This is a genomic window from Paenibacillus sp. TSA_86.1, from assembly GCF_052691815.1.
In genome coordinates this window covers 1,221,122-1,234,111 of record NZ_JBQZGE010000001.1, presented here as the reverse complement: position 1 = coordinate 1,234,111, position 12,990 = coordinate 1,221,122, and the positions used below count along the sequence as shown (strand labels likewise).

General features: G+C 47.9%; 11 protein-coding genes. All 11 read right to left on the bottom strand.

From position 1 onward, the window contains the following. Nucleotides 1–263: 263 nt before the first annotated feature. The 11 genes from trhA to fapR all read right to left on the bottom strand — a co-directional run bounded on the left by trhA (nt 264) and on the right by fapR (nt 12,793). Nucleotides 264–911 (bottom strand): PAQR family membrane homeostasis protein TrhA, encoded by a 648-nt coding sequence (gene trhA / locus ACUTVW_RS05615; protein ID WP_445644847.1) that lies wholly within the window; start codon nt 909–911, stop codon nt 264–266. A gap of 138 nt (nt 912–1,049) precedes the next feature. Further along, complete coding sequence (gene ftsY, locus ACUTVW_RS05610; RefSeq protein ID WP_445644846.1) at nt 1,050–2,063, bottom strand: signal recognition particle-docking protein FtsY; 1,014 nt, start codon at nt 2,061–2,063, stop codon at nt 1,050–1,052. Between the two features lie 89 nt (nt 2,064–2,152). After that, complete coding sequence (smc, locus tag ACUTVW_RS05605) at nt 2,153–5,722, bottom strand: chromosome segregation protein SMC (protein ID WP_445644845.1); 3,570 nt, start codon at nt 5,720–5,722, stop codon at nt 2,153–2,155. 187 nt (nt 5,723–5,909) lie between these two features. Continuing rightward, entirely contained in the window at nt 5,910–6,608 is a 699-nt protein-coding gene (rnc, locus tag ACUTVW_RS05600) for a ribonuclease III (RefSeq protein ID WP_445644844.1), read from the bottom strand. A 13-nt stretch (nt 6,609–6,621) separates the two neighbouring features. Continuing rightward, nucleotides 6,622–7,860, bottom strand: a complete 1,239-nt coding sequence (gene fabF, locus ACUTVW_RS05595) for a beta-ketoacyl-ACP synthase II (protein WP_445644843.1) — start codon at nt 7,858–7,860, stop codon at nt 6,622–6,624. A gap of 176 nt (nt 7,861–8,036) precedes the next feature. Then, the gene (gene acpP / locus ACUTVW_RS05590; RefSeq protein WP_024630176.1) at nt 8,037–8,270 is read right to left on the bottom strand and encodes an acyl carrier protein; all 234 of its coding nucleotides are present in this window, start codon (nt 8,268–8,270) and stop codon (nt 8,037–8,039) included. Nucleotides 8,271–8,420: 150 nt separating this feature from the next. Further along, the gene (fabG, locus tag ACUTVW_RS05585; RefSeq protein ID WP_445644842.1) at nt 8,421–9,170 is read right to left on the bottom strand and encodes a 3-oxoacyl-[acyl-carrier-protein] reductase; all 750 of its coding nucleotides are present in this window, start codon (nt 9,168–9,170) and stop codon (nt 8,421–8,423) included. A gap of 120 nt (nt 9,171–9,290) precedes the next feature. Further along, on the bottom strand, nt 9,291–10,229 hold the full coding sequence (fabD, locus tag ACUTVW_RS05580) for an ACP S-malonyltransferase (RefSeq protein ID WP_445644841.1): 939 nt from the start codon (nt 10,227–10,229) through the stop codon (nt 9,291–9,293). A 25-nt stretch (nt 10,230–10,254) separates the two neighbouring features. Beyond that, nucleotides 10,255–11,244, bottom strand: a complete 990-nt coding sequence (locus ACUTVW_RS05575) for a beta-ketoacyl-ACP synthase III (protein WP_434751721.1) — start codon at nt 11,242–11,244, stop codon at nt 10,255–10,257. Nucleotides 11,245–11,252: 8 nt separating this feature from the next. Further along, nucleotides 11,253–12,248, bottom strand: coding sequence for a phosphate acyltransferase PlsX (gene plsX / locus ACUTVW_RS05570; RefSeq protein ID WP_445644840.1), 996 nt, complete (start codon nt 12,246–12,248; stop codon nt 11,253–11,255). Then, complete coding sequence (gene fapR / locus ACUTVW_RS05565; RefSeq protein ID WP_240036837.1) at nt 12,245–12,793, bottom strand: transcription factor FapR; 549 nt, start codon at nt 12,791–12,793, stop codon at nt 12,245–12,247. The genes plsX and fapR overlap by 4 nt, the downstream gene beginning before the upstream one ends. Between the last annotated feature and the right edge of the window lie 197 nt (nt 12,794–12,990).

Sequence of the window (12,990 nt, the reverse complement as noted above, 5' to 3'; positions counted from 1 at the left end):
CTCCCTTCGTCAAGGAAAAACACTTTACACTCTTGCAACGTTCCTAATAATACCTAAAACAAATCAGGATGTCAAGCAAAAATACTTGTCACAAGAAAAAGAGAGACAAAGCCCTGCCACGAGGGTACAAAAACGCCATCTGAAGACACTCTGTAAGCTTATTTTTACAGCTGAGCTTCGTCTGATATTGTAAGCTTCTATATACGTGATCCAAAATAAAAAACGAAGCGTCTCCAGTTCAAGAGGCGATTCGTTTATTGATTCTAACGAAGCGGGGTCAGATAAATAATTACGGCAAAGAAATGAAGAATACTTCCTGCCAGCACGAACAGATGCCAGATCGCATGGTGAAATGGAAAAGCTCTCCATACATAGAACAACGTACCTAGCGTATACATCAGACCTCCAGCAACCAGCAGCACAATTCCACCTGTCGGTATGGCCGTCACAAGAGGCTGCCAGGCAGTAACGATCAGCCAGCCCATGGCGATGTAGAAGATCGTAGACATAAACAGGAACTTCTTCGTGAAAAACGCTTTGAAGATTACTCCCGCCAGAGCAATACCCCAGATGATACCGAACAACGTCCAGCCCAGTGTTCCTCGAACAGCGACGAACAAAAATGGCGTGTAAGTGCCTGCAATAAACAGGTATATAGAAGAGTGGTCAAAAAACTCAAACAAATCTTTAGCTTTTCCCTCTTTGAGCGCATGCACAAGCGTTGAATTGGTATACAGCATTAACATCGTAATGCCATAAATCGTAAAACTCACAACATGCCAAGCCGTGCCTTTCATACTGGAAAATACAATTAACAGCACTAACGCTGCTACACTAAGCGCAGCACCGATTCCATGTGTCACGGCATTGGCGACCTCTTCACGGCGGGAATAGGTATAGGTATTGGCCATATCAACCTTCCTTTCTAACCCATTACGATTACGATTTCGGTTACATTCCATTATACACGTATTGCCGATGCATTACACGTGAGCTCTCACATGATGCAGCGGCAATACAACGTACATGGTTATCGTTCAGGTCCCCGATCAGGCCTGTGTATTCTCGTCTTCAGCTTCCTCTGCCGGCTGCTCCTGAATTAATCCGGCGAATAGCGCATGTACGAACTGCTCGGAGTCAAACTCCTGCAGATCATCAATCTTCTCTCCAAGACCAACCAGCTTCACGGGCAAGTCCAGCTCCTGTCGAATAGCAACGACGATTCCACCTTTGGCTGTTCCGTCCAGTTTAGTCAAAACAAGACCTGTCACCCCGCTTTTCTCTCCGAAAAGTTTAGCCTGGTTCAGAGCATTCTGTCCTGTCGTTGCATCCAGCACCATCAACACTTCATGCGGCGCACTTGGAATCTCACGTTGAATGACACGATAGATTTTGTTTAACTCGTCCATCAAATTGCTTTTATTTTGCAAACGGCCTGCAGTATCACACAGCAGCACGTCGGCTCCGCGTTGTTTTGCAGCTTGTACCGCATCATACATAACAGCCGCAGGATCAGAACCAGATTGCTGCTTGATCACATCCACACCTGCGCGCTGCCCCCATACTTCAAGCTGCTCAATCGCTCCGGCACGGAACGTATCCCCTGCAGCCATGATCACTTTTTTCCCCTGCTGTTTGAAACGATGCGCCAGTTTGCCAATTGTTGTTGTTTTACCAACTCCATTCACGCCGACAAACAAGATGACCGTAATACCGTCTGGATTCATTTTCAGTTCATTGTTTTGCTCACCGCGTAGCAGATCCGTCAGCTTCTCAGACAATACAGGCTGCAACTCAGCCGCATCCTCGATTTTACGTTTTTTCACTTCCGCTCGCAGGTCTTCAATCAGATTCATGACGGTATTCACGCCTACGTCTGCACCAATCAAAATCTCTTCGAGTTCCTCGTAGAACTCCTCATCTATTTTTTTGCGGCGGATGACCAGATCGGTTACTTTCTCCACAAGCCCTTTACGGGTCTTTTCGAGTCCATCCTTGAACTGTTTGGTTACCGACTCCGTTTTACTTGCAATGCTGTCTCTCAGCTTTTTAAAGAAACTCATAAAGCCCCTCCATCGTGTACATAATCGAATCGTAATGATTGTTATAAAAAATAAAATGAGTCATGTTCTACAGCTGTGTGCAAATCCAATCAGGCGATTTCAGCTTCCTCATCTTCCAGTTTAACCGAAACGAGCTTGGATACTCCGCCCTCTTCCATCGTAACCCCGTACAGGACATCTGCTTCTTCCATCGTACCCTTTCGGTGGGTAACCACAATAAATTGTGTTTGTTCAGAAAACTCGCGCAAGTACTGGGCAAAACGAACAACGTTGGCCTCATCCAGTGCAGCCTCGACTTCGTCCAGTACGCAGAATGGCACAGGTTTCACATGCAGAATAGCAAACAGCAGAGCCATAGCCGTCAGGGCCCGTTCTCCACCCGACAACAGCTGCAGATTTTGCAATTTCTTGCCTGGCGGCTGTGCTACGATATCAATCCCTGTATCAAGAAGTCGCTCAGGATCCATCAGAACAAGATCGGCACGTCCACCGCCAAACAGCTTCGTAAATACGGTACCGAATTCACGGCGAATGGCATCAAACGTAAATTTGAACCGTTTCGCCATTTCATCTTCCATTTCCTTGATGACCTGATACAATGTCGTTTTGGCTTCCACCAAATCATTCTTCTGTTCGTTCAGGAACTCATACCGCTCATTCACCCGTTGGAACTCTTCAATCGCACCGAGGTTCACCTCGCCAAGAGCCGAGATGGCACGTTTCAGCTTCTGAACCTCCGCCTGGGTGCTTTCTACATCCTCCGGTACAGGATAGCGCTCTTTGGCAAGTTCATAACCTAATTCATATTCATCTGTCAGCTTACGCAAAATGTTTTCCAGTTCAACATCCAGCCGGTTTACGGATATTTCAGTCTGACGCATCTGCTCTTCTACCGCTTTGAGCTGCGTGCGCTGCTCCTTCGTCTCACTTTCGGCCAGTTCCAGTTTCTTCGACAATTCACTCCGGGCAGCACGTTTGAAGTCCAGCTCCTGAGATGCCTTTGCCTTTTTTAACTTGTATTCGTTCAAATCTTCGATCTGTTTTACACTCTCGGTCTGCGTTTTCTTAAAATCAGCTTCCATCGAAGCGAGCAACGTACGATTCTGACGAAGATCTTTTACAAGAGAATCGACCTCACGTTCCAATCTCCGCAGTTGCTCCTCATTAGAAAAGCGCTCCTGATCGAGCTTACCTTCCCGCACTTTCAGTTCGGTCAGCTGACTCTGCAATTCTTCTTTTGCAGACTCATTCGCCTTCCGGGCAAACTCTGCCGCGTGAATCGCACGGTGTGTCGCTTTCTCATCTTCCTCAAGCTGCACGAGCTTTTTCTCTGCTTCAACCCGGGATTGTTCCAGTTCCTTGATCTCTTCCGTGAAGCCACTCTTTTCCTGACCCGCCACAGCAACTTGCTCCAGTACATGGCGCAGTTCATGTTCAATTTGCTTCATTTCCATAGAGGCCTGCTGTTCCGCATTCCGGGTATCGTCACCAGACTGACGGAGCTGATCCAGCTTGTCCTGACACTGCTCCAACTGATCCTTCACATCATCCACACTGCGATGCAGCTTCACAATCTGCTGCTCGGTATCTACTATATCCTGATCCAGCTGATCCAGCTGCCGCTTGCGACTGAGCAAACTTCCATTTTTTTTGTGTTGACTTCCGCCTGTCATGGAACCGCCAGCATTAACGACATCCCCTTCCAGGGTCACAACACGGAAACGATACTGACAACGTGCCGCAATTTTATTCGCAAACTCCAGCGTTTCTGCAATGATGACATTGCCAAGCAAGCTGCCGATAATAGAAGCATATCTTGAATCATACTGCACAAGCTCTGCACCGATACCTACAAAACCGTCCATGCCCTCCACCATTGATCGCTCACCTGAACCGATTGCCCGGGGGCGAATAACGTCCAGTGGCAGGAAGGTCGCGCGTCCCAATTGACGTTGCTTAAGGAATGCAATCGCCTGCCGTGATACCGCCTCATTCTCCATAACGATATGCTGCAGCGCAGCACCCATTGCCGTCTCTACCGCAAGCTCAATCTTCTCAGGAACTTTGACGAGTTCTGCCACGGCACCATGTACCCCGTTCAAGGTACCTTTCCGCGACGCCTTGAGCACTTCTTTTACACCCAGCATAAAGCCGTCAAAATCATCCTGCATTTCTTTCATCGTATCCCGGCGGGACACCTGCGCCTCACGTTTTTGCTCCCATTTACGCACAGTGCTCCGGCTTTCTTCCAGAAGCTTTTGCAGAGACTGCAGTCGCTCACTTTCAGAAATATACCCCCCGCGCAGTTCACTAATTTCCTTACCTAGTTGCACAACCTTTTTCTGAATTTCAGCTTTACGGCTTTCCAGCGTTTGTTTCTGCTCTTCCCATTTGCCGGATTCCTCTGATGCACGGTTCATCCTGCGCTCTATGGTTTCTTTTTGCTGGTCTACGTACCGAATTTCGTTTCGAGCCTGTGCCATCTGATTCATCAGTTCCAGCAGGTTTCCTTTCAGACTTTCCTCCTGCTGCTGACTTATTCCGCCGGTAACACCGACCAGCTTGGCTTCTTCTTCAGCCAAACGATTCTTCACATCCGCAAGCTCCACTTCAAGCTTGCCGAACTTTTCACGCAAGGCAAGCAGTTCCGCTTCACGCTCGCGATGTTTTTCCTCACTCACCGCCAGTGCTTCCCTCAATTGCTCCTGGTTCGCCTGCAGATGACGTGTACGTTCCCGAAGCAACTCACCGAGACCTTCGCTTTTCTCGGTTGCTTCGCTGAACTGCAGCAGGGCAGATTGAAGTTCCTCTGTCTCCGCTTCCAGCAAACGCAGTGCATTACGGTCATTTTCAAGCTTTGCATCATGTGTTGAAACAATCGCAGCGAGACCTACCTCTTCCTGTTTGAGCGATTCCAGCCGTTCACTTGCTTTGCTCCAGGAAGCATGAATCTGTTCAATCTGATACACATACATCGAGATTTCCTTCGATTTCAGTTCGGAACGAAGCTGCTTATAATGCATTGCTTTCTCGGATTGTTCCTTAAGCGGACCAATCTGATCTTCCAATTCGATCACAAGATCGTGAATACGCAGTAAATTCTGCTCCGTTTCATCCAGCTTGCGTGTGGCATCCCGTTTGCGGGATTTATATTTAACAATACCTGAAGCCTCTTCAAAAATCCCACGGCGATCCTCGGAACGAGTACTCAAAATCTCCTCAATTCGCCCTTGACCAATAATCGAGTAAGCCTCTTTACCAATACCCGTATCCATGAACAGCTCGGTAATATCCTTCAGACGACAAGATTGTTTATTAATAAAATACTCACTGTCCCCGCTGCGATGAACACGACGGGTCACGGTCACTTCCCCGAAATCCAGAGCTAATGCATGATCCTCATTGTCGAGCGTAAGTGAAACCTCTCCATAGTTGACTGCTTTCCGTGCATCACTGCCTGCAAAAATAACATCTTCCATTTTACCGCCACGCAGTGATTTGGCACTTTGCTCCCCCAATACCCAGCGAATCCCATCGGATATATTACTTTTACCGCTTCCGTTCGGACCTACAACCGCTGTGATACCACGAACAAATTCCATTTCCGTTTTGTCGGCGAATGACTTGAATCCACCCAATTCAATTCGTTTAAGAAACATAGGGCTTCTCGTCACCTCCTCTTGCAAATTTCAAATACTGCTTTCAGCACCTAGTTAAAGATCCGAAGATGATCCCGAGTCTCTTTACAAAAAAAAGAGCAAAAAGCAGTCCGGCCGATACTTCCGCCGGGGCGGGCCCGCGGGCTGCTCTTTGCTCTTCGTTTGTCTAAGCGCTGTCTGGTACCATTCAGGCTTCCGGAAGCTTCAATCGTTCAAGCGCCGCAGATGCCGCCTGTTGTTCCGCCTCTTTTTTGGAACGTCCTGTACCTCGGCCAAGCCGTTCTTGACCCATATGGACCTCTGAGACAAACTCACGTTCATGGGCTGGTCCCCGTTCTTCTACGATCCGGTATTCCAGAGCTCCCATATTGTGATGCTGTGTGAGTTCTTGCAACTCTGTTTTGTAGTCACTCATTTGCAGCTTGCTGCCAACAACGATTAACGGAAAAACATGCTGCTCCAGAAATGTTCGAACAGGCTCAAGACCCTGATCAAGATATAATGCACCAATAAATGACTCGAACACATCCGCCAGAAGAGCCGGACGTGTACGTCCTCCAGTTAATTCCTCACCTTTTCCAAGAAGTACATATTGTCCAAAATTGAGCGCTTCAGCAAATTTGACGAGGGAAGGTTCACAGACAATGGATGCCCGCATCTTTGTCAGTTCTCCTTCCGGACGGTTAGGATACAGATGATACAAGTACTCCGATACAGTCAGCTCCAGCACAGCATCGCCCAGAAACTCCAGACGCTCATTATCCTGATGTTGACTGAATCGATGTTCGTTTACATAAGAAGCATGGGTAAACGCTTGTTTTAGAAGCTGCCTGTTGTCAAATTTGATTTGAAGTTTTTGTTGTAACTGCTTCAGATCTTCACTCAAACGAACTAGCCCCTTATGCTTCAAATTTTTTGAGAATAATGGTGGCATTGTGACCGCCGAATCCAAATGAATTGGACATTGCTATATTCACTTCAGTTTGACGCGGAACGTTAGGCACGTAATCCAGATCACATTCAGGATCCTGATCCTCCAGGTTAATCGTTGGAGCCAGTGTCTGATGTGTCAGCGACAATCCGCAGATTACAGCCTCTACGCCACCTGCAGCGCCAAGCATATGACCTGTCATGGATTTCGTTGAACTGACTGCAAGCTTGTAAGCATGATCGCCAAACGCTTTTTTGATTGCGAGCGTTTCGGAACGGTCACCTACTGGCGTTGAAGTTCCGTGTGCATTGATGTAATCCACTTCTTCTGGCTTAATGCCCGCATTACGAAGTGCCATCGTCATACAACGCGCTGCTCCATCCGGATCTGGTTCTGTCATGTGATGAGCATCACCCGTCAGACCATAACCGATGACTTCACCATAGATGCGTGCGCCACGAGCCTGTGCATGTTCAAGGGACTCCAGAATTAGAACACCAGCACCTTCACCCATAACAAATCCGTCACGACCTGTATCAAAAGGACGGCTTGCCTTAGCGGGATCCTCATTGCGTGTAGACATGGCACGCATCGCACAGAAACCAGCTAGTCCAGTTGGACGGATGGTTGCTTCAGCACCGCCGCAAATCATCGCATCTGCATCACCATTTGCAATCAACTTGAACGAGTCTCCAATGGAGTGTGTTCCTGTTGCACAAGCGGTAACGACATTGATGTTCGGACCTTTGGCACCAAGTGAGATGGACATCTGTCCAGACGCCATATTTGAGATCATCATCGGGATAAAGAATGGACTGACACGTTTAGGACCTTTTTGCAAGAGCGCATTGTGCTGATCCTCCCAAGTTCCCAATCCACCGATACCAGAACCAATGGATACACCAAAACGCTCTGCATCAATGTTCTCATTGATTTTCAGACCGCTATCTTCAACCGCTTTGAAACCAGCTGCCACAGCGAACTGTACAAAACGATCCATCTTCCGTGCATCTTTTCGATCCATATATTCTTCCGGGTTGAAATCTTTGATCTCGGCTGCAATCTGTGTCGTGTATTCACTAACATCAAACGCCTCAATCTGAGAAATCCCGGACTTTCCTGCCATTAAACTGCCCCAGAACGTCTCTAAATCTTTTCCGAGCGATGTCATTACGCCCATTCCGGTAATTACAACTCTTTGTTTCAACCGACTCACCTCTATATCGACTGCATTTCGCAAGTATTTTGTGGGAATATCCGCAGACTCGGATACGGAACGCCTTCAGTAAAGATCAGCGAAGCAACCCGTCTGCGGGATGTGAAAAACCAATGAATGATGAGAAGTCCCGCCTGTTCGAAAACAGGAGCGGGACTTAATTGACTTTAGGTATGAGATTGTATGTAATTAACAACTTCACCTACGGTCGTAATTTTTTCTGCATCTTCATCAGAGATTTCCAAATCAAATTCATCTTCCAATTCCATGACCAATTCCACTACATCCAAAGAATCAGCACCCAAATCTTCTTTGAAAGATGCTTCAAGTGTAACTTCAGCTTCGTCTGCGCCTAAACGGTCAACGACGATGCGCTTTACACGCTCCAATACATCGGACATCCGGTTCACCTCCTCCTAGATATTATACGAGAATCGCAGGCAAAATGCCATAGAAGACATATGCGGCTCCCGGCCGGGGAACCCGGCCTTTTTCCGGCATTTCGGATCGTCCAGCGCCCGTTCCCCGACTGTAGTTCAAGTCCAGGAAATTTACATGTACATGCCGCCATCGACATGCAGTGTTTGACCTGTCATATAAGATGAAGCTTCTGATGCCAGGAATGTAACCACTCCCGCAATTTCATCCGGCTGACCCAAACGGGACAACGGAATGCCACTAAGCATACCATCGACCAGCTCTTGAGACAATTCCTTTGTCATATCGGTTTCAATGAAACCTGGTGCAACACAGTTCACCGTAATTCCGCGAGAAGCAAGTTCACGAGCAGAGGCCTTCGTTAAACCAATAACTCCAGCTTTCGCCGCAACGTAGTTTGCTTGTCCTGGATTACCCAGTACACCTACGACAGAGGAAATGTTAATAATTCTACCTGAACGCTGCTTCATCATCGGACGTGTTACTGCTTTTAGACAGTTAAATACCCCTTTGAGATTTGTTTCGATTACCTGATCGAACTCTTCTTCTTTCATACGCATGATGAGGTTGTCCCGGGTAATCCCCGCATTGTTCACCAGAATATCCACATTGCCCCACGCTTCGATCGTCGTTTTCACCATTTGTTCCGCTTCAGCCATCAGACCTACATTCGCCTGAACAGTGATAGCTTGAACACCTTTTGCTCGAATCTCATCGGCTACTGCTTCTGCAGCAGCCTGACTGCCGGCATAGTTTACAGCCACATTCGCTCCAGCTTCTGCCAGGGCAAGCGCAATGCTACGGCCGATCCCGCGTGACGCTCCGGTTACCAATGCATTTTTACCTTCTAACGGTTTAGACATAACCATTCCTCCTCTCCCTGAATCTACACAAGTTGAACTTTGATTATTTACACAGCCACTCCGATGACAGAATAACCTTACAATCGCTGTTATGTAAATAAATGGTTTTACTTATGTGATTTAATTATTTTTAAGATCAGCTGCAGTGGCTTCCAATGTTTCAAGACTGTTCACATTGTATAATTTTACGGTTTTATCTGTTTTTTTAATCAAACCGGTTAAGACTTTGCCCGAACCAATCTCAACAAACGTATCCACGCCTTGCTCAATCAGCCATGTCACACTGTCTTCCCATAAAACCGGAGAATAGACCTGAGCCGTGAGCAAGTCAGGAAATTGTCCATTTTCGGCAGGTCTTGCCGTAACGTTAGCTACCACAGGAACCTTCGCAGGTGAGAACGTAGCTGTGCTCAGCTTATCCGCAAGTTTCTCCGCAGCGCCTCTCATTAGCGAAGAGTGGAACGGACCACTCACTTCGATTGCAATCGCACGTTTGCCGCCGGCTTCCTTTACCCGTTCTGACACGGCTGCAACGCCTTCTTTTACACCTGAAATGACGATTTGTCCCGGACAATTGATGTTGGCAAGTTCAACCGCAAGACCACTCTCTGACACTTCACGGCAAAGCACCCCCAGCGCTTCCCGATCTGCACCTAGTATAGCGGCCATAGCTCCCTGCCCACCTGGAACGGCTTCTTCCATATATTGACCACGAGCACGGACAATTTGCACAGCATCCTCAAATGACAGAACACCTGCTGCCACTAAAGCACTATACTCTCCCAGGCTGTGTCCTGCAGTATAGTCCGCCTCAATTCCTTTTTCTTTGAAAGCCTCCAGCAGTGCGATGCTTGCTGTGAGCAGAGCCGGCTGTGTATTGGATGTCTGTTTCAACTCGGCCTCTGGCCCTTCAAAGATCAGGTTGCTTAGCGAGAAGCCCAGAGCTTCATCTGCTGTGCGAAAAACTTCAGCGGCTGCAGGCACAGACTCATATGCATCCTTAGCCATACCTACAGTCTGTGATCCCTGTCCAGGAAATACAAAAGCGATTTTACCCATTTCATTCATCCTCCAGCTGTCTAGTTTACCATACGAGTACGGATGCGCCCCATGTCAAACCGCCACCAAAACCAACCATCAAAACGGTATCTCCAGCTTTCATACGGCCTTCTTCTGCCGCTTCAACCAGTGCAAGCGGAATAGATGCTGCCGACGTATTCGCATATTTGTCTACGTTAACAACCACTTTCTCCTCTGGAAGTTCCAGCCGTTGCATTGCCGATTGAATAATTCGTACATTCGCCTGATGCGGAACGAACAAATCTACATCGGTACGATCCATGCCAGCTTTGCGAAGAACTTCAATCGTTGCTGTACCCATAACACGAACGGCAAATTTAAACACTTCACGGCCGTTCATATAGATGTAATGTTTTTTGTTCTCAATCGTTTCCGCACTTGCTGGCAGGCGTGAACCACCGCCTTCAATGTTAAGGAGACTGCCTCCCGCCCCTTCTGCACCGAGATCAAATGCTTTGAATCCACGGCCTTCCGGAACTTCACCAACGACTACAGCACCCGCTCCATCACCGAAAAGAACACAAGTGTTGCGATCTGTATAGTCTGTAATGCGTGACAGGCAGTCCGCACCGATTACAAGCGCATTGTTATACATTCCACTTTTAATGAAGCTGGTTGCCGTAGCAAGACCATATACGAACCCGGAACAAGCAGCGGACAAATCAAATGCGGCAGCTCCCTTGGCTCCCAGTTTGTCTTGCAGAATGCAAGCTGTTGACGGGAAAGAGGAGTCCGGTGTAATCGTTGCAACAATGATCAGATCCAGATCGCTACCAGTCATACCAGCCGATTCAAGGGCCTTCAATGCTGCTTCATAGGCCAAATCAGAAGTGGCTTGATCCGGTGCAGCAATATGCCGCTCCTTGATGCCTGTACGGCTGACAATCCATTCATCATTCGTATCGACCATTTTTTCCAAATCACTGTTTGTCAAAATTTTCTCCGGCACGTATTTACCTGTACCAATGATCCCTACCGGGCGCAAATTATTCATATCGTCACTCACTTCCCGCTAATTTCCTTAGATATGCTATCCACCAACTGATTTTGCACTGCAATCCGCGCCTGACGCACGGCATTTTTGATCGCATTGCCATCCGCCGAACCATGACTTTTCACGACCAATCCACTTAAACCTAACAAAGGCGCACCACCGTGCTCCGTATAATCAAGCTTGCTCTTCAAACCACGTAATTCCGGCATGAGCACTGCCGCAGCCAGTTTATTTTTGAAGGACGAAGTAAATTTTTCTTTGAGCAGGCCAAAAATTGCTCCTGCCGCGCCTTCCAGCGATTTGAGCAAAATGTTGCCGGCAAACCCGTCACACACGAGCACATCACAGGCGCCAGTAAGTACGTCCCGTGCTTCTACATTCCCCACAAAACGAATGGGAAGTTGTTCCAGCAACGGATAGGCATGCTTTGTCAGTTCATTGCCTTTGCCCGGCTCTGTTCCTACATTGAGCAATCCCACTCTCGGGGATGCAATGCCTTGTACTTTTTGCCGATATAGGCTGCCCATCAACGCATATTGTGCGAGGTGTTCCGGTTTAGCATCCATGTTCGCACCCAAATCAAGCGCAAGCACGCCCACATCATCCATCGTAGGAATCATGGGAGCAAGCGCCGGACGTTCAATTCCGTCCATCCGGCCTACAACGAGCAATCCTGCCGTCATTAATGCTCCGGTATTACCTGCCGAGATCATCGCGTCGGCTTCCTTCTCTTTGACCATACGTCCAGCTACAACCATTGAGGAATCCTTTTTGCGCCGTACCGCTTTTACCGGTTCATCATCTGAACCAATCACTTCGGAAGCGTGCCGGACGCTCAAGTTGGCCAGTCTTGCTCCAGACTGACTTAAAAGAGGTTCAAGCTTGGCTTCATCGCCAACCAGGACGATCTCTGTATCGGCCCATTCCGTAGCCGCGGCAATAGCTCCTTCTACGGTTGACGCAGGGGCATGATCGCCACCCATGGCATCAATGACGATTCTCATTCCAAATGACCTCCTTCTTTGCTGTCTTCTCCACCTGAATGATAGATCACAAAATTCCCTTGAAACACCATTTCTTCACCCACATAGGTGAACACTTCAACTTTTGCTTTGCCTTTCTGACCGGGGATGGATTTGACATAAGCCTTGGCGATGCATTTCTCTCCCAAACGAACCGAACGAACAAAACGTATATCTGCCGAAGCTGTTAAAGCAATCTCATCATTAATAACAGCGACTGCCAGCGAGTTGGCTTGTGCGAAAACATAATGACCACGGGCAATGCCTGTTCTTGAGAAAACATGCTCCTCTTTGATCTCAAACAGAGATATTCCGCTCTTGTCCAGCTGCAAGTCCACGATATCACCGATAATTTCATGCAGGGGCAGTGAGCGCACCTGATCATACGAGCGCTCCGCCATCAGTTTCATCCGTTCCCGAAGCTCCGGTATTCCAAGTTCCAACCTGTCAAGACGGATCGTCTGAATACTTACCTTCAATTGACGTGTAAGCTCCTGGTCGGTCACAAACGGATTCTCATCTATCATTTTAGTTAACTGCTGTTGTCTCTGTCTCTTCGGTAAACGCTCGATGCCTGACACCCCCCGCTGTATCGTTTCTGGAACCGCCCTTCGGTCAGGTTCAGTCATTCAAGTCTTTATTTCTCTATATACTGTAACCCCCGCTCACCCAAGGGAGCTTCTCCTAAAAGTTTATGATGATCTGTATGTAACGTCAAATCTTA